Raw genomic sequence first — 21,720 nt, 5'->3', positions numbered from 1 at the left:
CAAACAGGTTAACACCCCGCCGCAATATAATCACCGTTCGCACTGATGGGGATCACCGTCAGAAACAGAATGAGGGCAAACAGTACCAGCGCCAGCCCGCCGATGATACGGATAACCGGCCCCAGCCAGCGCAGGGGGGCATGGTTCCCGGCAAACAGCGCCTGGGTCTGGTTGCGGGCGTAACGTACCGCCAGCGACAGCCCCATAATCGACAGCGCCGTGCCGAAGGACATGGTCATGACGGCGGCAATCCCCCAACTGACAATACCGAGCGCGTTGGAGAACAGTAAAATCATGATTGCCCCGCTACAGGGGCGGGCGCCTGTCGCCAGAATCACGCCGAGGCGTGTTTTCCAGTTGCCGTCGGTGAGTTCTGCGCCCACGCCGTGATGCCCGCAGCCACAGTGTTCGTCGTGGCTGTGCGGCTGGGAGAAACGCGAGAAAATGGGCTTTGGACGCAGGGTTTTTAGCGCCTGGTAGATGATAAATAGCCCGAACGCGCCAATCAGGACGGCGCTGATTTTCTCGACGTACCAGCGGCTGGTGCTGAGATCGCCGGCGGCCAGGTTGAAGCCGACCGCCAGAATAAACACGAACAGTATGGCGCTGACGCCCTGCATCAGGCTGCCAATAAAGGGCACGACCCGCGCGGCAAGCAGGCTCTCTTTCGTCGTACTCAGCCAGGTGGTGACGATAAATTTCCCATGCCCCGGCCCAATCGCATGCAGTACGCCATAGAAGAACGCGCCGGTCAGCAGCCATAGCCCGCCGGTGTACTGGTGGTTATTGAGTTGCAGCAAATACATGACCAGATAGCGGTGCAGGGTGATCTGGGCGGCGAGACACCACTGGATAAACGCTTCCCAATGGCTGTGCACGGTGAAACCTGCCCACAGCAGCGTCAACATCAGAAGTCCTGCCAGCGGTAAACGCAGGGAGGGAAGCTGTTTTGGTGCGATCATGATTCCGCCTGGTAATGAGTTTTGCGGAAAGTATAGCCTGAGGAAAGCGATTCTCCGCAGAATTGTCAGCCGGATAAGGCGAAGCCGTTATCCGGCATTTTCCGGTTAAGGCGCGAGGAAGATCTGCGGCCCGCCGCTTGTCGGGTGTGTTCCGACGTGGACTTCCGCGCCGTACCAGCGGGTTAGCGTACCGGCTTGCAGAACCTCGGCGGGTGCGCCTTCGGCAACGATGTTGCCGCCATGCAGCAATACGATTCGATCCGCCCACAGGGCCGCCAGGTTGAGATCGTGCAGCACGATGCAAACATGCAGATGGCCCTTACGGGTCAGCGTTTTCAGCAACCGCAGTAAATGCTGCTGGTGGAACAGATCCAGCGCGGAGGTGGGCTCATCAAGAAAAAGCCAGCCGCGTGGGGAGCCGTCGCACCATAGCTGCGCCAGCGCGCGCGCCAGCTGTACGCGCTGCTGTTCGCCGCCGGACAAGGAAGCGTAGCGTCTTCCCGCCAGCGGCAAACATTCGGTAAGCTGCATCACCTGATGGATCACCGCCGCTTCGGGCTGCTGCGTCCAGGGCATTCGCCCCATGCCGATTACGGCCTCAACGGGCCAGTCGAACCCCATTCGCGTTTGCTGAAGCATGACCGCGCGGTAGCGGGACAGCGTCTGCGCAGGCCATTGCTCAAGCGGTTTGCCGGCCAGCAGGCAACGTCCGTCTGCCGGAGTGAGATAACCGGTGAGCAGCCTTAACAGCGTCGATTTCCCGGCACCGTTGGGGCCAATTAATGCCAGCAGTTCTCCCTGGGTCAGGGAGAGCGAGATATCGCGAATAATTGTTCTGCCCGCAGCGGCGTAGCTGACGCTGTCAGCGAGAAAACGTTCAGCCATATTGACCTCCCCGGCGGAAAATAAGCCACAGGAACCACGGCGCGCCCAGAATACTGGTCAGCAGCCCGACCGGCATTTCAGCCGGGGCAACCAGCGTTCGGGCGATGGTATCGGCAATCAGCAGCAGAAAGGCGCCCGCCAGCACGGAGCCGGGGATCACCGCACGATGGTCCGCCCCTAGCCACATCCGTATCAGATGCGGCACGACCAGACCGATAAACCCGATCACGCCGCTGACGGCGACAGCCGCCGCCACCAGCAACGCGCTACAGATCAGCAGGATTCGCTGAACAACCCGGACATCGACGCCCAGGTAATGCGCCTCTTCCTCTCCCAGTTGCAGCAGGTTAAGCGCGCCAGCAAGACGCCAGATGAGAAATACCGTTGGGATCATCAAAGAGGCGACCGCCAGCAGCGTTGACCACTGCGCCTGGCCAAGGCTGCCCATTCCCCATAGCGAGAGCTGGCGTAGCTGGGTGTCATTGCTGATCCACGACAACACGCCCACCGCCGCGCCACATAGCGCATTAATGGCGATGCCGACCAGCAGCAGCCGGGAGAGCGAACTGTCCCGCTGTCGGCTGAGCAGGAAAATAACGACTGTTGCGATGAGCGCGCCAATGAATGCCGCCAGCATCGGCGCATACAGCATAATCAGGGGAGGCAGCGTGAGCGGAAGGACGACCCACAGCGCAACGGCTAACGCCGCGCCGCTGCTGATGCCGAGCAGTCCCGGATCGGCGAGGGGGTTGCGAAAGAGCCCCTGCATCACGCACCCGGCCAGCGCCAGCGAGCCGCCAATTACCAGCGCGAGCAGAACCCGGGGCAGACGAATGTTGAACCAGATCTGGCGTAACGCGTCGTCGCCGTCATGCCAGAGCAGGCTGAGCGGCAGGCGTAATGCGCCAAAACCGCTTGCCACGACCGTCACCACTGCCAGCATCAGCGCCAGCGTATACAGAGAAAGCGTGATCCGCCGTGGCATCAGGGCAATGACTCCGCTTTCGCGCGTAGCTGCTGAATCGCCTGAGGCGTACGCACGCTAAAACCGAGCAGCGCCATATCATCAACCGCGAACACCTGCTTATTGCGACCGGCAGGGGTCTGCGCCAGTCCAGGTAACTTCCAGAGATTCTCTTCGCCGCCCATCGCCGTTAATCCCTCCTGGGGAATCACCACCAGATCGGGCTGGCTGGCGATCACGCCTTCCTGTGAGAGCGGCTGATAGCGGGAGACGCCCTGCATCGCATTTTGTAGCCCTGCCGCGCGAATGGCGGCATCCGCTCCCGTTTGCTGTCCGGCGGCCATCGCGCTCATTCCGCCGTGGTTAAGAATAAACAGCACCCGCTTATTGAGCGGCGTGGTCGGCAGCGCGGAAATCTCTTTATTCAGCGTCTGGCGCAGCGCCTCGCCTTCAGCCACCCGGTCGGTGGCGTTGGCGATGACCTGCACTTTCTCGTCGATGACGCGCAGGTCGTTGCGGCTCGGTACGGTAATGACCCGAACATGACTTTGCTCGACCTGTTTGAGTACCAGCGAGGGCTGAGCCTGGCTGCTTGCCAGCACAAGATCGGGACGCGTGGCGAGGATACCTTCGGCATTTAGCTGGCGCAGATACCCCACATCCGGCAGGGCAGTGACCTCCGGCGGCCACTGGCTGGTGCTGTCGCGGGCGACCAGCGAAGACTGTGCGCCGAGCGCGTACACGATCTCGGTGACATCTCCGCCGAGCGCGACGATCTTATCCTGTTTCGCGGCAAGAACCGTCAGCGGCAGGGCGGCAATCAGGGCAGGCAGTTTTTTCATGCCGCCAGCCCTTTTGGTATCAGCGCCTCAATCTGTTTGCGCCACTGTGTCTGTTCTGGTTCGCCTTCCGTACGCTGACCGTAAAGCTGAGCGATTTGCGTGCCGTCATGCGCAAAGAGTTCCAGACTGGTGACGTGGCCGTCTGCGGTAGGTTTGCGGGTTATCCAGGTCTCGGCAATCGTCTCTTCCAGCAGGTGCAGCGTAAACGTCGGGTTGAAAATATTCAGCCAGCCTTTCATCGGCACGACTTTTTCGACCACGCCGGTGAAAATTTGCACGCAGCCTCTGTTGCCGACGAACACCATGATTTCATTGCCGTCTTTAAGGGCGGCGTCGAGGAGCTGCGCCAGCGCGCTGTTCGGCACCTTGCAGGCCAGATCGTCAGCGACCCGTTCAAAAGCCTGCTGGCGGGTCAGGTTATGGCGCTTGAGCAGCGTGAAGAACTGGTGAACGTCAGTCATCGCGCGCCACTCTCTGTCAACGGTCACGGCATCGGCAGCCGTTTCGTTAACAGGGGTTTCAGCCGCTTTCAGCGCCAGCGGCGCATTCTCGGTCACGATAAAATGTTGCAGAAGCTCGTTCCAGGCGGCGGTGTCGGTGTTGTCCGTGGCATACACCTTCAGGAGCGCATCGCCCTGATGATCAAAGAACTGAATGCTCTGGCGCTCGCCGCGGGCGGTCGCTTCCTTAATGTGGAACACGCTGGCCCATTGATTTAAAAATAAGCGCAGATCGAGCGCGCGTGGGTTCAGTACCAGTCCGGCGTGACCGCTCAGGTGTTGATTGGTGAATGCGCCGACCTGCTCGTGTACCGCATACTCGTTGCGGCAGATGCATTTTGTTTCGCCAACGGATTCCAGCGCCGCGAAAATTTCACGCGTGTCGCCGCGCAGCCGCCATGCGTCATGACCGACGCGGGCAAACGTCAGCTCCGCCTCGCTGATCCCCAGTAAACCAGCGATGTCACGCGCGTACTTACCAGGATGTTGTTCTTTTAGCTCAAGCCAGCGTGTGTAGTGGTTCATTGTTTCTTCCTTCCAGTGTTTGCCCCGGCGAACCGGGGCGGGTGATTACCATTGATAGCTCACGAAAATCTTGCCGTTGCGCCCGTCCTGCGGGATGCCCTGCGGCGACCAGTACTCTTTATCGAAGGCGTTACCCAACACCAGCGTGGTGGTCATGCCTTTCAGCGCCTGCTGTCCCTGGTAGCTAACGTAAAAGTCGTTGACGGCATAACCCGGCTGTTTGCTGTATTCGCTGCTGATATGCGTTGAGCGATCGGCAAACGTTCCTACCCAGCCAACGGAGAAGCCGCTCTGCGCGACGGGAATATTCAGCTTACTGGTGACGGTATCCGGGTTAATGCTGGAGATATACTCTCCGGTATCCTTGTCTTTCCCACGGGTGCGGTTGTAGGCCACGTCGAGGCTGAACAGATCAGCGGTATATTTCGTCATCACATCCCAGCCCCAGATTTTGGCGTTCGGGACGTTGTAAGACATGGTGGTCGCGGCGGCGAAATCGACGGTCGTGGAGATGTAATCTTTTGCTTTGGTATCAAAGTAGCTGGCTTTGAACTCCAGCGCATCGTTGGACAGCATCAGATTGTCGAAACGCAGACCAAAACCGTACTCCTGCGTTTCGTTGGTTTCCGGGCGCAGGTTAGGGTTTGGCACCCAGTAGTTAGTGTAGAAGCTGCCAATGGAGAAGTGTTTTGCATCGTTATACATTTCACCCATTGTCGGCGCGCGGAATGCCTGGGCGTAAGAGCCAAACAGCATCAGCCAGTCCGTCGGGCTGACGGTTAACCCGGCGCGGGATGACCATTTATCGGCATCAACATCGTCATAGCCGTCGCTGCTGCCGCGATAGTTGTCGTAACGCGTGCCGCCCAGCAGGGTGACGGGCAGGTCGCGAAGGGTGATTTCATCCTGCAACCAGCCGGAACTGAAGTCGATTTTTGCTTCCGGGAAGCCGGTTGTCACGCCGCCGGGTTTTTGCTCCTGACGGTAATACTCTCCGCCATACGTCAGCAGGTGAGAGGCGAAAGCGTCGCTGAAGAGACGCGTGCGGTTTTCAACTTTTCCGCCTTTGGTGGTTTGTTTGCGAAATTCGCCCGTGCTATCGACGTTCTGGGCGTTGATGCGCGCTTCAGACCAGTACACTTTAGCATCGGCATTCAGCCAGTCGTTGCCCTGCGGCGCGATCCTGTAAGAGAGCTGCATGTCGCGCTGGATGGTCGAGCGATCCACAAGAGGGTTGCTGGTGGAGGCATCAATCGTTTGCGGGTTCTTCGGCTCTTGCGCGTCGTTGTTGTAGTAACGTAATGACCCACTCAGCGCCTGCGCATCGTTAATATACCAGGTGCCTTTTGCCAGCATGTTATTGATCGATTCATCATTTGGCGCCGTGGAGCCGTCGCCCTGGCGCAGGTCGCCACGATCGCGGCTGGACCACGCCACCAGTCCATCAAGGTTATCGGTTCGGCCAAAGGCGCTGGCGCCCATTCCCAGACTGTGATCACCGGTGCCGCCAGTGCCAAAGACGCGGAAACCGCTGTTCTGGCCTTCCTGAAGCAGATCTTTCGCATCGGCGGTTTCATAAGAGATCACGCCGCCCAGCGCGCCGCTGCCGTACAGCAGTGCGGAAGGGCCGCGAACGATCTCAATACGTTTGATCAACGCCGGATCGAGGAAGGTGCTGTTGAGGTGCCCGGTATCGGTTCCCTGACGAACGCCGTCCACCAGAATCAGTACGCCGCGACGGTCATAGCCACGCATACTGATATCCTGGCCGTTGGTTCGCCCGCTTCCGCTCAGGGTGATCCCTGGAACAGGACGCAGCAGATCGGCTGCCGAGCTGGCGGTCTGGTTTTCGGGATCGGACGTATCGATAACGCTCACCATCATGGGGGCTTCAAAGGTGCTGCGCGCATTACCGGTCGCAGTGACGGTGATATCGTCTGTGGTCGCGTAAGCCGCTCCTGGCAGGGTGCTAACGATTGCCAGCGCCAGCAGAGATGGGCGCAAAGAGGCAGATTGCAGGCGTAACATAACAACTCTCCATAAGGAAATTGAAAAGTGCTGGCTGCCTGGGGGGAGACCTGGGTGGCTGGCGAAATTGGTTATTTATTTAGTCAGGATCAGTTTCCCGGATTGCGTCTGGCGGAGCAGATAATGTTCACCCTTATGCTCAATCAGTACCCAGCCTTCTTCGCCGAGCAATACTTTGCTGTCTATCTGGCGTTTGGTGCCTGAAGGAGAAAGCGGAGCGTTGTTTTTTATTATTGCAGCCATAGTGTTATGCATAGCGGGCACATCCGTTATGAAAATGATAATAAACATGATAACAAGAATGATTATCATCAAGATCAATTTTTGCATCAAGCGTTTTTTCGTAAAATAGCGTCTGGATCAACTTTGGTGAGAAAAGCGGTGATATTGAGGGGTACGGCAAGTAAAAACCCGCAAAATGGCGGGTTTTTTATCTCGTTACATCGTGATTCACAACGGACTTTATTTTTTCTCCAGCGCTTCCCAGAGACCTGACAGGTAAGTGACGCCGAGCGCGCGGTCGTAAAGACCATAGCCTGGGCGTCCCGTTTCTCCCCAGATAAAGCGACCGTGATCCGGGCGGATATAGCCATCAAAGCCGTTATCGTGGAGCGCCTGCATTACGCGGTACATGTCCAGCGAACCGTACTGCGAAGGGTGGGCCGACTCGTAGAAGTCTTTATCTTTGATCAGCTTAATGTTGCGTACGTGCGCAAAATGGAGGCGCTTGCGACGCGTGAATTCAGCCAGGATTTCATAGACGTTATTTTCTGGATCTTCCGCGATCGAACCGGTACAGAGGGTGATGCCATTCGCCGGAGAGTCAACGGCATCGCAAATCATCGCCAGGTCGGCGTGGTTTTTGACCACGCGCGGAAGGCCGAAAATAGAATACGGCGGATCGTCCGGGTGAATGGCCATTTTCACGCCCACTTCTTCGCACACGGGAATAATCTCCCGGAGGAAATAAAACAGGTTTTCCCGCAGCTTGTCGTCATCCACCCCACTGTAGCGCGCGAATAATTCTTGCACTTTAGCCAGGCGCTCAGGTTCCCATCCCGGTAATGCGAAACCGTTGGAGTTATCCAGAACCTCTTTTACGACCTCTTCCAGCGTCTTATCAATGCCATGTTTTTCAAAGGCCATCGTCAGAGAACCGTCCGGCAGGACGTAGTTCATGTCCGTTTTCATCCAGTCGAAGACCGGCATGAAGTTATAACAGATGACCTTTATGCCAAAGCCCGCCAGGTTGCGGATCGTCTGCTTGTAATTCTCAATATAGCGATCGCGTTCCGGGGTGCCGATTTTGATGTCATCGTGGATATTGACGCTTTCGATGACTTCCATCTTCAGGCCCGCAGCGTGCGCCTGCTCAACCAGCGCCTTAATTTTTTCAACCGGCCACACTTCTCCAGGGGCGACATCATAGAGCGCCCCGACGACGCCTTCTACACCCGGCACCTGGCGAATGTATTCCAACGGGATTTTGTCTTCCTGTGGCCCAAACCAGCGCATTGTCATCTGCATTCTTTGTCCGCCTTTCTTATCTTATTGCGTATTTCGTATATTTGACTTCATACCATACTAGTATTGACTAGCATATTCAGTAATGACAATTTGATCAACCTTACCGTAGAAAAAAGATTAAATGCCGCCAGGAATATACATTTCCGTTAAGGGGAAGCTTTTACTGGAAAGCTTATTTCCGGTAAGTGTTTTAATTTTGTAAAATATAATGATCAGTTTGTTCTTATTTGTCGTTTATCGTGAAAATAACCGCTATAGCACAGGGATTAATACACGCCATTACGACTGAAAGTGATTTTTTTATTGAAAGTTGCATAACATGATTTAAGTCACAAATTTCTTAATTACACTTGTATGGTAGTAGACTTTAAATGGGCGGGAGGGGTAATGTCGGGGCTATTAAGTACCTGTCATACACCGATTTTAGCCTCAACCTGGGGACGTTTTAGCAAAAGCCATCCCCTTGTGCGGAGTAATTATGTCCATGATAAATCAAAGTTTTATGATAAATAACGAACCGGGTCAGCGGTTGTATTCTGAGCTGGCTAAGACGTTACCTATTATTGACTATCACTGCCATCTTGAAGCGAAAGCGATTTGGGAAAACAAACCTTTTGCCGATATTACCCAGCTTTGGCTGGAAGGGGACCATTATAAATGGCGGGCGATGCGCGCCAATGGCATACCCGAGCGGAAAATTACCGGCGATGCCTCTTCAGAGGAAAAATTTGAAGCGTGGGCGCAAACCGTTGAGGCCAGTTTTGGTAATCCGCTGTATCACTGGACTCATCTTGAACTGAAATATTATTTCGCGATTGAGGAAACGCTAAACAGTAAGAACTGGCGCACGATTATGGCGCAGTGTAATGAACAATTACGTCGCGATGATTTTTTACCGCAGGCGTTAATTACCCGTTCAAATGTTGAAGCGCTTTGCACAACCGATGGGCCGCTTGACGATCTGGAATATCATCAGCGACTGGCGGAAAAGCGTGATTTTTCAACGCTCGTGCTGCCGACCTTCCGTCCCGATGAACTGTTTGAAACGCATCCCGATCGTTTCCTGACGTTTGTTTCCCGCCTGTCGCAGAAAACCGGAAAAACCATTACCACTCTGAATGAGTTTCTCGCGGCGCTTGAAGCGCGCGTCGATTTTTTCCACAGCACGGGTTGCCGGGTGTCGGATCATGGGCCGCTGGCCGTTCGTTTTCGCCCGCTTGATGCTGCCGGGCAGGCCGCGCTGTTCCAGCGCCGACTGGCAGGTGATGCGCTGAGTGAAGATGAACTTCAGGCCTGGGATAGCCTTATTTTTGTCGCCTTAGCCAAAATGTACAAACAGCGCGACTGGGCAATGCAGATTCACTTTGGCGCGATTCGCAACAATAACACGCCAATGTTCGAAAAAATCGGCATTAACTGTGGCTTTGATTCCATTGGCGATCAGACGCACCTTGCGGAAAGCCTGAATGGTCTGCTGAACGCAATGGCGGAAAACAACGGTCTGCCGAAAACGATCCTCTATAACCTCAACGCCAGCTATAACGATGTGGTTGCCTCCACCATCGCTAATTTCCAGAGCGGTGAAGATGGCGTGAAATCCCCGCTGCAATTTGGCTCCGGCTGGTGGTTTAACGATACGCGACGCGGCATGGTGAATCAGCTCAATGCGCTTGCCGATCAGGGATTACTCTCTAACTTTATTGGTATGCTGACGGATTCCCGTAGCTTTGTCTCCTATACCCGACACGATTATTTCCGCCGAATCCTCTGTGATTTGATTGGCGGGTGGGTCGAAAGAGGGGAAGTGCCGGAGGACGATGCGATCCTCAATAACATGATTCGTGGCATCTGCGTGGATAACGCCCGCCGCTATTTCCGTTTTCGATAAGACTGATGCAGGAATAAACGATGACCCGTAAGAACAGAAAAGTCACCATTCCCGTCAGTATCGGCTACGGCCTGACGGATATCATGGGGGGCGGCGCATTTACCGTTATCGGTGCCTGGCTGCTTTTCTTCTATACCACCTTTGTTGGTCTGTCGCCGATTGAAGCGGCGTCTATTGTGGCGATCGCGCGTATTGTCGATGCGATCGTGAGCCTGTTTATGGGCAGCTTCACGGACCATTTCTATAAGCATTATTTGGGCAAGAAATTTGGCCGCCGCCGGTTCTTCCTGCTCATTGGCGCGCCACTCATGCTGGTTTACATCCTGTTATGGATGAACGGCATGAACTTCTGGTTCTATCTCGCTGTGTACCTGGCCTTTGAGATTATCGCCGCTATGGTGCTGATCCCGTGGGAAACGCTGCCGTCTGAGATGACCAAAGACTTCAATGACCGTACCAAACTGTCAACGTGCCGCATGTTCCTGTCGGCATCCGGGACGTTCCTTGCCACCTTTATTCCGGGCCTGCTGATCGGCTGGCTGGGTGAAAACAACGCGGATGCATATCTGATCAACGGCGTTGTATTTGCCGTGCTGTTTACGGTCTGTGTGTTTATCTCCTGGAAAGTGACCTGGGAACGTGAACTGACGCCGGAAATGCTGGCGGAAATGGAAAAAGAGCGTCAGCCGATGACCGCTGGCGAAAAACTGGCGGCGTTTGGCAACCTGTTCAAAGAGTATGCCTCAACGTTAAAAGTACGCGCGTTCCGTAAACATCTGGCGATCTATCTCTTCTCCTTTACCGCCAAGGATGTCTACAACACCGTATTCGTCTTTTTCTGCGTCTACTGCCTGAATGTTTCATCCTCGCTGGCGGGAACATTGCTGTCGATGAGTATCGTCGGCTTGCCGGTCACGCTGGCAGCGGGCGTGGCGATTATTAAATATGGCCCTTCTCGCCTCTATGTCTTCTCCTACAGCCTGATGATGCTGTGCCTGGGCGGGTTCTTCCTGGTTTACCAGTTCCCGACAGACAACAAAATCGTATTGCTGGTGATTCTCGCCGGGGTTTACCAGGTCGGGCGCTGCATTCTGGAGTTCACGCCGTGGAACGTGTTCCCGTTCATCCCGGACATTGACGAAATGATCACCCGTCAGCGCCGTGAAGGGCTGTTTGCCGCCGTCATGACGTTCTCCCGTAAGACAACGGTAGCTATTGCGACCTTTGCCGTGGGCCTGCTTCTGCAAAGCGGCGGCTTCGTGAAAGGCAGCCAGACGCAGCCGCAGGAAGCGATCACGACCATTGCCATGCTGCTGTTCGTTGGTACGGCCGGGCTTCTGATCATTGCACTGTGGCAAGCGCTGACCTTCCATCTGAATAAGCGCACGCACAAAATTTTCGTGGACGAAATTGAACGCCTCAAAGCGGACGGTCTTAAACAGGATGTGACGCCGGAAGCCCGCCATATTGTGGAAGACCTGACGGGCTACAGCTATGACTCGCTCTGGTGTCAAAGCGCGCCTGAACGGGTAAAGCCCGCTGAACCCACCTCCATACTGAGCTGATACAGCCTGGCGGCAGCAAGGGCGCAATAGGCCTGCTGCCGCCAATCCCTCTTTTTATACAGTGAGTAGAAAGATGCAAAATAAGCTATTACACGCGAATGCCACCGTTCCGAACTGGGATCGCAACGCGCTGGTTCCGCGAATTGTTCACCTGGGATTCGGCGCGTTTCATCGTGCGCATCAGGCCGTTTATGCGGATATTCTGGCTGCGGAACACGGCAGCGACTGGGGATACACCGAAGTTAACCTGATTGGCGGCGAGCAGCAGATCGCCGATCTGAAAAATCAGGATCGCCTCTATACGGTGGCGGAAATGTCGGCTGATGCATGGACCGCCCGCGTGGTTGGCGTAGTGAAGAACGCGCTGCATGCGCAGGTGGATGGCCTGGAAACGGTGCTGGCTGCCATGTGCGAGCCGCAGGTTGCCATTGTATCGTTGACGATCACGGAAAAAGGCTACTGCCACTCTCCGGCTACCGGCCAGTTGATGCTCGATCACCCGGCTATCGTTGCCGATCTGCAAAACCCTCAGCAGCCAAAGTCAGCGCCGGGCGTTATTGTCGCCGCGCTGGCGCGCCGCAGAGCGGCGGGTCTCCCGGCGTTTACCGTGATGTCCTGCGACAATATGCCGGAAAACGGTCATGTTATGCGCAACGTAATATGCGCCTATGCGCAAGCCGTTGATGCCGGGCTGGCTGCCTGGATTGCGCAGAACGTGACGTTCCCCTCCACGATGGTGGATCGTATCGTCCCGGCGATGACGGCGGAAACGCTGGATAAGATTGAACAGCTTACTGGCGTGCGCGACCCGGCAGGCGTGGCCTGCGAGCCATTCCGTCAGTGGGTTATCGAGGATAACTTTGTCGCAGGCCGCCCGGAATGGGAAAAGGCCGGAGCCGAACTGGTGGCTGACGTGCTGCCGTTTGAAGAGATGAAGCTGCGTATGCTTAATGGCAGCCACTCTTTCCTCGCTTATCTGGGTTATCTTTCCGGCTATCAGCACATTAATGAGTGTATGGAAGATGAGCACTTCCGACGCGCCGCGAGGGCGCTGATGCTGGAAGAGCAGGCGCCGACGCTGAACGTGACGGGGGTGGATCTCACTCGCTATGCCGATATGCTGATTGCGCGCTACAGCAACACGGGACTGCGTCACCGTACCTGGCAGATTGCGATGGACGGCAGCCAGAAACTGCCGCAGCGCATGCTGGATTCCGTTCGCTGGCACCTGGTTCACCACCATCGTTTCGATCTGCTGGCGCTGGGCGTTGCGGGCTGGATGCGTTACGTCGGCGGGGTGGACGAACAGGGAAACCGTATTGACGTTAGCGATCCACTGTTGCCGGTCTTGCAGAATGCGGTGATGCAGAGCGCGGAAGGCGAGGCGCGGGTAAAAGCGCTGCTGGGCGTGGAGGCCATTTTCGGGAACGAATTACCGCATGAGCCGCTGTTTGTGGCGCAGGTAACGCAGGCTTACCTGTCGCTGCTGGAAAACGGCGCGAAAGCGACGGTCGCCCGCTATATCTCTGAACGGTAAAGCGTAAAGGAGTGCCGCCAGATAACGACGGCACTCCTGCGTTGACTGACGCCCCCCATTCACCAACCCTTTTCCTCTTTTTTTTCTCCCGTCGCTTCCTTCTGCGCTAAACAGTGACTAAACAGCAATGATGTCGTTTTAACGATGTAACGCACCTGCGCGAATTAGCGATGTCCGCCACAAAATTCACATATCACTCCCACTGATGAAAGGAAGCGACTTGCTTTTGTACAGGGAGGCGGATAGTTTCTGTAACGTTACACTAAAACGTTACAGAAGAAACATACAGCAGTTTTTCTCATTTACTCTCCTGGCGATTTAGCGGTGCCAGACGGCGTTATCGCTACCCTAATGGTATGTGGAAGGACAATCATGATGGAAATAAAACAGCTTCGTTCGACCAGACGTTTTTTAGCTTTAGCTTGCTTAAGTACCGCGCTGATAGCGGGCAGTGTGGTGACTTCTTTTGCTCAGGCAGCGCTTAATTTTCGCGTTTACTCCTCTTTGCCCGGGGATGATTCCTCCGCGCACTATATCTGGTTTACCCGTTTTCAGGAGAACCTGAACAAAAACGAAAAATTGAAAGGGCAAATTAAGCTCAACTATTTCGCCAACGGGATGTTAGGAAAAGAGGCCGATGCCACGCAGCAGGTACGCATTGGCGCAATCAATATGATGATTTCCGGCACCTCGATTTGGGCCACGCTGGTGCCTGAAATTGGCGTTCTGGATCTGGGCTATCTGTTTAAAGATTACGACCAGGTTGGCAAAACGCTGGACGGAAAAGCGGGCGAGCAGCTTTCTGCGTTAATGCTGAATAAAGCCAACGTTATGGTGCTGGGTTATGGCTATAACTTAGGCGCGCGTAATGTGTATACCAAAAAGGCCATTGAAAAACCTGAAGATTTAAAGAATCTGAAAATCCGCGTTCTGCCAGTGCCTAACTTTATCGCCACGCTGAATCATATGGGCGCGGTGGCGATTCCGATGCCGGGCGGCGAGGTCTATTCCAGTCTGCAAATGGGCGTTATCGACGGCGTTGAACATGATGCGCCGACCATCTACTCCAGCAAATATTATGAAATTATCAAGAATGGCACCCTGACCCGCCATAGCTTTAACCCGCTGATGATCGCCATGAATAAGAAGAGCTTCGAGCAAATTCCAGAAGCGCTGCGGGCCGACGTCCTTGCGGCGGCGCAGGAAGCCACAGAGTACGAGCGCCAGCAGGCAAGCCAGAAAGAGCAGGAAGCGATTAAAAACCTGGAAGCCAAAGGGGTGACATTCCGCGAGACCGATCGCGCGTACTTTGCGCAGCAGGTGCAGCCGGTCTGGAAGGCATTCCTCGATCAATATCCTGATATGAAACCGATTGTTGATGAGATTACCGCCGCGGCGCCAGGCGATAAGTCGTAATACGTGAGCCGCCGATTCAGCCGGTTTTGGGGTGGGTCGGCGGTATCACCCGGTAAGCCCATGAAAGGAGTCCAACATGGCAGATATCTCTATGAAAGCAAAGGATGAAAATGCTTTGCTGATGCTGTTAGGCCGACTGAGCAGAGGCTTAACGACCTTAACATCCTGGGCCGGGGCACTGGTGCTGTTTATCAACGTACTGGTGGTATTCGCATCCGTTATCTGGCGCTACGCATTGCATTCACCGATTCACTGGGCGGAAGAGGTGGCGCGTGCGCTGATGATTGCCCTCGTCTTTTTTGGCGTGGCCACGTCCACAGGCAGAGGCGGGCATATTGGCGTCGATCTGTTCCTGCGTTTTTTGCCCGAGCAGGTGCGCCCTTATGTTATCCACGCCAGTCGTTGGGTGTTGTTTCTGGTGTCGGTGGGGCTGGTGATTTCCAGTTATGACCTGGTGCAGGCCGCGCGGGTACAAACGACCGAGACCGGCCTGCCGCAGACGATTTACGTTATCCCGGTGTTGATCGGTTCCGTGGTGATGATGGTGGCCGCGCTGGAACATGCGCTGCATGAACGCGCGCGGGTTGTTCTGCTCAGCGGCGGCGGAATCCTGGTGCTGGCGGCGCTGGGGTATCTGAAACTCTCGCTGATGGCCGATCCGGCCAGCGCGGCGGCGGGGCTGATGCTGATCTGTTTTGCGCTGGGTATCCTGGCCGGTGTGCCTATCGCGTTTACGCTGGGCATGTCCGCAATGGTGTTCTTTATTTGCGATCCATCGTTACCGTTTGTCTTTTTCTCTCAGCAGGTTGCCGCCGGGGTGGATCACTTTGTTCTGCTGGCGATTCCGTTCTTTTTACTTGCCGGGGCGGCAATGGAAATCAACGGGATGTCAACGCGTCTGGTTGAGCTGATTGTGCGCGGGATGGGGCGCTTTCGCGGCGGGTTAAACATGACGACCGTGCTGTCGATGGCCTTCTTCTCCGGGATTTCCGGTTCCAAACTGGCGGATGTCGCCGCAGTGGGCGGTGTCTTGATGCCTGCGGTGCGTCGCGCTAAGCAGGACAGCGAAGAGGCCGCAGGGGTGTTCGCCGCATCGGCGGTGATGGCGGAGACCATTCCTCCGTGCGTAAACCTGATCGTCATGGGGTTTGTGGCGAATATCTCCATCGGCGCGCTGTTTATCGCCGGCCTGGTTCCCGCCGTCTGCCTGCTGGTACTGCTGATGATCGCGGCCAATCGTTTCGGCGGAAAAATTAACGTCAGCGAGGCTTACCCGGTTTTACGCCCGCGTGCGCAGCTCTACCTTGGTGCCGCCGTGGGGCTGGTCATGATCTTTATGATTGGCCGTGGGGTGATGATGGGGATTGCGACCTCGACAGAAATCTCTGCCTTTGCGGTGATTTACGCCATCGTTGTCGGTCGTCTGGCGTTTCGCGAGCTGACGCTGAAAGCGACGGTGAAAATGTTTATTGATATCGCGGCCATGTCCGGCGTACTGCTGTTCATCGTCGCCTGCGCGACCAGCCTTTCTTATGCGCTGACGATACAGATGATTCCGCAGCAAATTGCTGAACTGCTGGTGGGGATTGGGATGGAGCAGGGCGCCTGGCTGTTCCTGCTGTTGACCATTGTGATTCTGATTATCTTTGGCGCGGTTCTGGAAGGTGCGCCAGCGTTGATCATTTTCGCCCCTATCCTGGTGCCAATCGCCATTCAGCTTGGGTTTAACCCGCTGCATTTCGGTATTGTCATGATTCTGGCGATGGGCTTTGGCTTATTTTCACCGCCGATTGGATTAGGGCTGTATACCACCTGCGCCATCTGCGGCGTGGAGATGAAACATGTTATTCGGCCAATGGCGAAATATCTGGCGGTTGTTTTCGTCGGCATCATCATTGTGGCGATGGCACCGCCATTAACCACCTGGTTGCCTGGACTGGCAGGCTACTGATTATTCATTACGGATATTCGCCACGCTCAGTGGCGGGGATGTCCGCGCGCTGAAAATGGCAGTAACGCGACAGGTTATCGCCTGGCGATGTTTAAATCTGAATAAGTGGAGTATGAAATGGGATCATTAGTGGGTAAAAAAGTTTTTATTACCGGTGCGGAACAGGGTATTGGTAAAGAAACGGCCAGAAAATTAATTGAGGCCGGATGTGATATCTATATTCATTATTTCAGCGGCGAAGAAGGCCCACGAGAATTAATGGCCATTGCGGAGCAAAAGGGAAGCCGGGCGGCTTGCGGTTATGCTGATTTAACGAATGAGGAAGATGCCGCGCGGTGCGTTGCACAGGGCGCGGCGTTTCTTGGCGGCATTGATATTCTGGTGAATAACGTCGGTGGAATTATCGCCCGAAAATGGCTCGGCGAGATCGAACCACAGTTCTGGCGTACCGTTATTGACGTGAATATGACCACGATGCTCAATGTCACCCAGCAGGCGTTACCCTGGCTGAAAGCCTCGCCAGATGGGGCGAGCATTGTGAATCTGGCGTCATTAGCCGGTCGTTCCGGCGGCCATGCGGGCTCTCTGGTTTATTCCACCACGAAAGGCGCCGTCTTGACCTGGACGCGCTCACTTGCCGCCGAACTGGGCGAATCTGGCATTCGGGTGAATGCCGTGGCCCCAGGATTGATTCTGGGCACCCGTTTTCATAATCAGCATACGACGCAGGCGTCTGCCGACCAGACGATTCAGGCTATTCCTTTGGGGCGCGCCGGTACGCCTGAAGATGTCGCCCGGGTAATCTGTTTCCTCGCCTCTGAATATGATGGTTTTGTCTCCGGCGCGACGATTGATATTAATGGCGGTATTTATCGGGCGTAAAAGCGGGCGGGTTGTAAAACCCGCCTGATTTAAAAGGGACTCTTTATGATAAAGTCAGATATTATTCATCCCGATTTATTACAGGCATTGGCGCAGTGCGGTCATAAAGCCAATATTCTGATCGCGGATGCGAATTACTCTTTCCTGACCAACTCGTCACCGCAGGCACGTATTATCTGGCTTAACTTTTCTCCCGGCTTAATTGGCAGCGTGATGATTCTGGAGAAAATTCTTGGCTATATTAACGCAGAGAAAGCGACGTTAATGACGAGCCCGGCTGAATTTGATAACACGATTGAGCGTGAATACCGTGGTCTGCTTTCAGAAATGACGGAACTTTCTCATGTTGAGCGAAATGCGTTTTACGCGCTGGCGAAATCATCGGATACGCTGCTGGTGATCGCGTCGGGCGAAACCCGCCGTTTTGCCAATATTCTCCTCACCGTCGGCCCGACATTACTCTGAGAAGACGAGAAGAACGCGATGTTCTTCTCGCGTTATTCTCATCGTATATTTTCCGCTTCCCGCACCGATTGTCTGCATACCAGGGAAGGGGGAAACAAAAACTCGTCGGGAGGGATTGCCGGAGTCTCTATTCGGGCGATCAGGCGCTCAACCATCACGTCCGCCATCTCCGTGAGCGGCGGCATAATAGAGGTCAGGCCGGGGTAAACCAGGCCAGAGAGTGAAATATTGTCGATACCGACGAGAGAGATCTCTTCCGGCACGCGGATGCGGGCTTCGTGCAAACCACTCATCAAACCAATGCCAAGCGCATCGTTAATGGCGACGATGCCGTCAGGACGAAGGGATTGCTGGCAGAGGGTTTGCGCCAGAGAACGGCCCAGTTCGGTCATTTCGGTATCTCCGTAGGCGGCCATCGCTTTTCCTTCGATGATCATCCCTTCACGATACATGCCGTGCTGGCGTACCGCGCTGAGAAAGCCTTCTATTTTATGCGCGCGGCTGGGGGTCATTCCTGCGACGGTCGCAAACGCGAGGCGGCGACACCCGCGCGCGATAAGATGCTCTGCCGCCATTCGGCCCGCCTCAACGTTATCCATCGACACGCTGTCCAGCGCGAAACCGCCAGAGTCAACGCTTGCGGGCATACGGCCATCGTAGTTCACCATTATCATGCCCTGCGCCGCCGCGCGGGCGAAATGCGGCTTTTCGATATCACAGGCGGCCACAATAATCCCGCGAACGCCATGAGCAAACATATCTTCCAGAAACGCTTCTTCTTCTTCGATTTGGCGATAGGTGTTGCCGATCAGCACGCGGTAGAGGTGTTTTTTGGCGGCCAGATCCACTTCACGCGCCAGTGCCGCAAAGCTGGGGTTCACGATGGATGGCACCAGTAACCCGATCATTTTTGCCTGCCCCGTTTTGAGCTGCTGGGCGACCCGGTTGGGGAAATAGTTGAGCGTTTGCATGCTTTGCTGAATGCGCGCCAGCGTTTCCGGGCGCATTTGATCGGCGCGGCCGTTAAGCACATTGGACACCGTGCTGACGGAAACGCCCGCATGCTTTGCGACATCTCGAATGTTTGCCATACATCTCCTTTGCAGCAATCGGTGAATGGCGGCTCATTCAGTATCGCCATCTGGATAGCAGAGTATAAACTACAACGGTTTAGTGTAACGTTACAGCTAATCGTGTCAATGCCATAAATCCCGTAACCGTTGTTCACACAATGAAAAATCTAAATAACATTGATAATGAGTTTTACTCTCATTATCATGTTTGCTGTGCGGGTTTCGGTGATTATTCTTCGTATCAAGGATGGACACAGAACATATATATGGAAAACCCTTCCCATACATAAAACGAGCATTTTTGTTCGGGTTTCATTCAATAAAACCCCATTTTAAAGGGTTTTTTTCGTGTCCTTGTATTCATGAGATTAATGATGAAAAGCAGCGCAAAAAATAATTATTCTCTGCAAAAATCCTTGCTGGCATTCGCGATTGGTGCCGCCGCTCACGGTGTTTACGCAGCAGAAGACACTACCGGGAAAGAAGATACGATGGTCGTTGAGGCCAAATCCGCAAACAGTGGTTTTAAAGCCGGTGGCGACGCGCAGGTGCCCGCGTTCCTGGAGGGGCAGGTTGCCCACGGAGGACGACTGGGGGTTCTGGGCGAACAAAAAGCGATGGATGTGCCGTTTAACGTTATCGGTTACACCTCAAAACTGGTGGAAGACCAGCAGGCGAAGACCATCGGCGAGGTGCTGAAAAACGACGCCGCAGTACAGCCCGTACAGGGATACGGGAACTTCTCAGAAAACTATCGTATTCGCGGCTTTGAGCTGGCGGGGGATGACGTGACCTGGGGCGGTCTGGCTGGCGTGCTGCCGCGTCAGGTCGTGGATGCTTCGCTGTTTGAGCGCGTGGAAGTGTTTAAAGGCGCCAGCTCTTTCGTGAACGGCGCAGCAAGTTCCGGCGTGGGCGGTATGGTCAACATGGAGCCGAAACATGCTGATGACCTGCCGCTGACGCGCCTGGGAGTGGATTACACCTCTTCAACTCAGGTAGGCACCACGCTGGATGCCGGTCGTCGTTTTGGCGATAACAATCAGTTTGGCGCGCGAGTAAACATTCTGCATCGTGAAGGCGAAACCGCCGTTGATAACGAGAAAAAGCGCACGACGCTGGCCGCCCTCGGGCTGGATTATCGCGGCGATAAACTGCGCTCCTCGCTGGATGTCGCCGCCCAGAAAAAGACGTTCCACGGCGGGACGATGGGAATTAACTTAAGCGGCGTCGATTTCGTGCCGGATGTACCGAACAACACGGATAACTACAGCCAGAAGTGGGGCTACAGTGATATCACTAACCAGTTCGGTATGGCGCGCGCTGAATACGACATCCTGAATAACTGGACGGTCTACGGCGGCGCCGGGGCGCAACATGCGCATGAAACCGGGATTTATACCGCGCCAAAATTACTGGACAGATCGGGTGATGCTGTCGTCAATGTGCTGTATACCAACCGTATTATTGACGCGTTCAGCAGTATGGCGGGTATTCGCGGCGAATTTGATACCTGGTCGGTCAGCCATAAGGTGAACCTGGGCTATTCGGCGGTGATCAAACGCGATAAAACGGCATGGCGTATGAACTGGGCTAACCCTGGCTCCATGACCAATATCTATGACAACCATGATGTGCCAATGCCGCAGTGGGATCTCGCCGGCGGCAACTATCACGATCCGCTGACAACCTCCCGAAACCGTACTCAGGGTTATCTCCTCAGTGATACGCTGGGATTCTTTGATGACCAGGTGCTGCTGACCGTTGCCGCGCGTAATCAGAAAGTGGTGGTGCGTAACTACAGCAATGCGACCGGTGAAGAAGACACCGCTTCTCGCTATACGGAAAGTCGATGGATGCCGACCTACGGTATCGTATATAAGCCGTGGGACACGGTGTCACTGTATGCCAACCACACCGAGGCATTACAGCCGGGTGAAAACATTACCGATCAGGAGTCGCCGGATTACGGTAAAAGCATCGGTATTCTGCACTCTAAGCAAAATGAAGTGGGCGTGAAAATTGATTTCGGCACTGTCGGCGGTAGCCTGGCGCTGTTTGAGATTAAGAAACCGTCTGTGATTAAGAACGAGACGACGCAGGAATATTCGACCGATGGCGAGCAGCGTAACCGGGGTGTGGAAGTTAACCTGTTTGGTGAGCCGGTTTACGGTCTGCGTCTGAACAGCAGTGCGACCTGGTTACAGCCGAAACTGACCAAAACGCAGGATGGCGTCAACCAGGGGAATGATGCTTCCGGTACTCCACGTTTCACCGCCGTTCTCGGTGCTGAATATGATATCCGGCAGGTTGATGGGCTGACCGCTACCGCGCGACTGAATCACACCGGCTCGCAGTATGACGGCGCCGCTAATGAGAAGAAGCTGGACAGTTACACCACGCTTAACCTCGGCGTTCGTTACCGGATGCGCGTAAACCAGGAGCAGAATGAGATGGTATGGCGTTTAGGGGTGGATAACGTCACCAACGAGCAATACTGGTCTGGCGTATCCGACTACGATGGCGTGTATGTGTTCCGTGGCGAACCGCGTACCCTGAAGCTGTCTATTAATTACGACTTCTGAGTTAAAAACGGGCAGGGATGCCCGGTAGTAATGCCGGATGACGGCTTTGCCTTATCCGGCCTACGGTACTACGGTGTGGTGCGGGTAATGCCGGATGGCGGCTTTGCCTTATCCGGCCTACGGTACTA

Annotated in this window: 17 protein-coding genes; 8 read left to right on the top strand and 9 right to left on the bottom strand. The window is 55.0% G+C overall.

Features of this window, described 5'->3' with window-relative positions; all coding sequences use genetic code 11:
* Nucleotides 1-8 precede the first annotated feature (8 nt).
* From OGV79_RS04545 to uxuA, 8 genes are all read right to left on the bottom strand, one after another.
* Nucleotides 9-962 (bottom strand): nickel/cobalt transporter, encoded by a 954-nt coding sequence (locus OGV79_RS04545; RefSeq protein ID WP_049011927.1) that lies wholly within the window; start codon nucleotides 960-962, stop codon nucleotides 9-11.
* Between the two features lie 105 nt (nucleotides 963-1,067).
* Nucleotides 1,068-1,847: a heme ABC transporter ATP-binding protein gene (locus OGV79_RS04540; RefSeq protein WP_049011926.1), complete on the bottom strand. Its 780-nt coding sequence runs from the start codon at nucleotides 1,845-1,847 to the stop codon at nucleotides 1,068-1,070.
* Nucleotides 1,840-2,832, bottom strand: coding sequence for a FecCD family ABC transporter permease (locus OGV79_RS04535; RefSeq protein ID WP_047459566.1), 993 nt, complete (start codon nucleotides 2,830-2,832; stop codon nucleotides 1,840-1,842). The genes OGV79_RS04540 and OGV79_RS04535 overlap by 8 nt, the downstream gene beginning before the upstream one ends.
* Nucleotides 2,832-3,653, bottom strand: a complete 822-nt coding sequence (locus OGV79_RS04530; protein WP_286467848.1) for a heme/hemin ABC transporter substrate-binding protein — start codon at nucleotides 3,651-3,653, stop codon at nucleotides 2,832-2,834. Before OGV79_RS04530 ends, OGV79_RS04535 begins: the two co-directional genes overlap by 1 nt.
* Entirely contained in the window at nucleotides 3,650-4,678 is a 1,029-nt protein-coding gene (gene chuS / locus OGV79_RS04525; RefSeq protein WP_049011923.1) for a hematinate-forming heme oxygenase ChuS, read from the bottom strand. Before chuS ends, OGV79_RS04530 begins: the two co-directional genes overlap by 4 nt.
* 45 nt (nucleotides 4,679-4,723) lie before the next feature.
* Nucleotides 4,724-6,706, bottom strand: coding sequence for a TonB-dependent hemoglobin/transferrin/lactoferrin family receptor (locus OGV79_RS04520; RefSeq protein WP_049011922.1), 1,983 nt, complete (start codon nucleotides 6,704-6,706; stop codon nucleotides 4,724-4,726).
* A 75-nt stretch (nucleotides 6,707-6,781) separates the two neighbouring features.
* Complete coding sequence (gene hemP, locus OGV79_RS04515) at nucleotides 6,782-6,961, bottom strand: hemin uptake protein HemP (protein ID WP_024130814.1); 180 nt, start codon at nucleotides 6,959-6,961, stop codon at nucleotides 6,782-6,784.
* Between the two features lie 207 nt (nucleotides 6,962-7,168).
* Nucleotides 7,169-8,233, bottom strand: coding sequence for a mannonate dehydratase (uxuA, locus tag OGV79_RS04510; protein WP_012134508.1), 1,065 nt, complete (start codon nucleotides 8,231-8,233; stop codon nucleotides 7,169-7,171).
* A 478-nt stretch (nucleotides 8,234-8,711) separates the two neighbouring features.
* Between uxuA and uxaC the strand changes: the two genes are divergently transcribed.
* The 7 genes from uxaC (at nucleotide 8,712) to OGV79_RS04475 (ending at nucleotide 17,937) form a co-directional block, all read left to right on the top strand.
* Nucleotides 8,712-10,121, top strand: a complete 1,410-nt coding sequence (gene uxaC, locus OGV79_RS04505; RefSeq protein WP_047459554.1) for a glucuronate isomerase — start codon at nucleotides 8,712-8,714, stop codon at nucleotides 10,119-10,121.
* A 20-nt stretch (nucleotides 10,122-10,141) separates the two neighbouring features.
* Nucleotides 10,142-11,686 carry an MFS transporter gene (locus OGV79_RS04500; protein WP_047459551.1) on the top strand — a complete coding sequence of 515 codons (1,545 nt, stop codon included), beginning with the start codon at nucleotides 10,142-10,144 and terminating at the stop codon, nucleotides 11,684-11,686.
* Nucleotides 11,687-11,759: 73 nt separating this feature from the next.
* Complete coding sequence (locus tag OGV79_RS04495; RefSeq protein WP_049011920.1) at nucleotides 11,760-13,223, top strand: mannitol dehydrogenase family protein; 1,464 nt, start codon at nucleotides 11,760-11,762, stop codon at nucleotides 13,221-13,223.
* Between the two features lie 372 nt (nucleotides 13,224-13,595).
* The gene (locus tag OGV79_RS04490) at nucleotides 13,596-14,639 is read left to right on the top strand and encodes a TRAP transporter substrate-binding protein (protein WP_012134504.1); all 1,044 of its coding nucleotides are present in this window, start codon (nucleotides 13,596-13,598) and stop codon (nucleotides 14,637-14,639) included.
* Nucleotides 14,640-14,715: 76 nt separating this feature from the next.
* The gene (locus tag OGV79_RS04485) at nucleotides 14,716-16,590 is read left to right on the top strand and encodes a TRAP transporter large permease (RefSeq protein WP_012134503.1); all 1,875 of its coding nucleotides are present in this window, start codon (nucleotides 14,716-14,718) and stop codon (nucleotides 16,588-16,590) included.
* Nucleotides 16,591-16,707: 117 nt separating this feature from the next.
* Nucleotides 16,708-17,472, top strand: a complete 765-nt coding sequence (locus tag OGV79_RS04480) for an SDR family NAD(P)-dependent oxidoreductase (RefSeq protein WP_049011919.1) — start codon at nucleotides 16,708-16,710, stop codon at nucleotides 17,470-17,472.
* A 45-nt stretch (nucleotides 17,473-17,517) separates the two neighbouring features.
* Nucleotides 17,518-17,937 carry an RbsD/FucU family protein gene (locus tag OGV79_RS04475; RefSeq protein WP_200091104.1) on the top strand — a complete coding sequence of 140 codons (420 nt, stop codon included), beginning with the start codon at nucleotides 17,518-17,520 and terminating at the stop codon, nucleotides 17,935-17,937.
* A 38-nt stretch (nucleotides 17,938-17,975) separates the two neighbouring features.
* Here the strand turns inward: OGV79_RS04475 and OGV79_RS04470 are convergent, their stop codons facing one another.
* On the bottom strand, nucleotides 17,976-19,043 hold the full coding sequence (locus OGV79_RS04470) for a LacI family DNA-binding transcriptional regulator (RefSeq protein ID WP_338405124.1): 1,068 nt from the start codon (nucleotides 19,041-19,043) through the stop codon (nucleotides 17,976-17,978).
* A 341-nt stretch (nucleotides 19,044-19,384) separates the two neighbouring features.
* Between OGV79_RS04470 and OGV79_RS04465 the strand changes: the two genes are divergently transcribed.
* Nucleotides 19,385-21,592, top strand: a complete 2,208-nt coding sequence (locus OGV79_RS04465; protein ID WP_286467833.1) for a TonB-dependent receptor — start codon at nucleotides 19,385-19,387, stop codon at nucleotides 21,590-21,592.
* Nucleotides 21,593-21,720 lie beyond the last annotated feature (128 nt).

Source organism: Citrobacter sp. CK185 (genome assembly GCF_030333565.1).
Lineage (GTDB): Bacteria > Pseudomonadota > Gammaproteobacteria > Enterobacterales > Enterobacteriaceae > Citrobacter_B > Citrobacter_B koseri.
This window is presented reverse-complemented; position numbering and strand designations above follow the sequence as displayed.

Bases quoted from the DNA above. Each gene is read 5' to 3' on its own strand.
- OGV79_RS04490 (WP_012134504.1), top strand. From the start codon at position 13,596: ATGATGGAAATAAAACAGCTTCGTTCGACCAGACGTTTTTTAGCTTTA.
- OGV79_RS04535 (WP_047459566.1), bottom strand. From the start codon at position 2,832: ATGCCACGGCGGATCACGCTTTCTCTGTATACGCTGGCGCTGATGCTG.
- chuS (WP_049011923.1), bottom strand. From the start codon at position 4,678: ATGAACCACTACACACGCTGGCTTGAGCTAAAAGAACAACATCCTGGT.
- OGV79_RS04465 (WP_286467833.1), top strand. From the start codon at position 19,385: ATGAAAAGCAGCGCAAAAAATAATTATTCTCTGCAAAAATCCTTGCTG.
- OGV79_RS04480 (WP_049011919.1), top strand. From the start codon at position 16,708: ATGGGATCATTAGTGGGTAAAAAAGTTTTTATTACCGGTGCGGAACAG.
- OGV79_RS04475 (WP_200091104.1), top strand. From the start codon at position 17,518: ATGATAAAGTCAGATATTATTCATCCCGATTTATTACAGGCATTGGCG.
- OGV79_RS04540 (WP_049011926.1), bottom strand. From the start codon at position 1,847: ATGGCTGAACGTTTTCTCGCTGACAGCGTCAGCTACGCCGCTGCGGGC.
- OGV79_RS04485 (WP_012134503.1), top strand. From the start codon at position 14,716: ATGGCAGATATCTCTATGAAAGCAAAGGATGAAAATGCTTTGCTGATG.
- uxaC (WP_047459554.1), top strand. From the start codon at position 8,712: ATGTCCATGATAAATCAAAGTTTTATGATAAATAACGAACCGGGTCAG.
- OGV79_RS04520 (WP_049011922.1), bottom strand. From the start codon at position 6,706: ATGTTACGCCTGCAATCTGCCTCTTTGCGCCCATCTCTGCTGGCGCTG.
- uxuA (WP_012134508.1), bottom strand. From the start codon at position 8,233: ATGCAGATGACAATGCGCTGGTTTGGGCCACAGGAAGACAAAATCCCG.
- hemP (WP_024130814.1), bottom strand. From the start codon at position 6,961: ATGCATAACACTATGGCTGCAATAATAAAAAACAACGCTCCGCTTTCT.
- OGV79_RS04495 (WP_049011920.1), top strand. From the start codon at position 11,760: ATGCAAAATAAGCTATTACACGCGAATGCCACCGTTCCGAACTGGGAT.
- OGV79_RS04545 (WP_049011927.1), bottom strand. From the start codon at position 962: ATGATCGCACCAAAACAGCTTCCCTCCCTGCGTTTACCGCTGGCAGGA.
- OGV79_RS04500 (WP_047459551.1), top strand. From the start codon at position 10,142: ATGACCCGTAAGAACAGAAAAGTCACCATTCCCGTCAGTATCGGCTAC.
- OGV79_RS04530 (WP_286467848.1), bottom strand. From the start codon at position 3,653: ATGAAAAAACTGCCTGCCCTGATTGCCGCCCTGCCGCTGACGGTTCTT.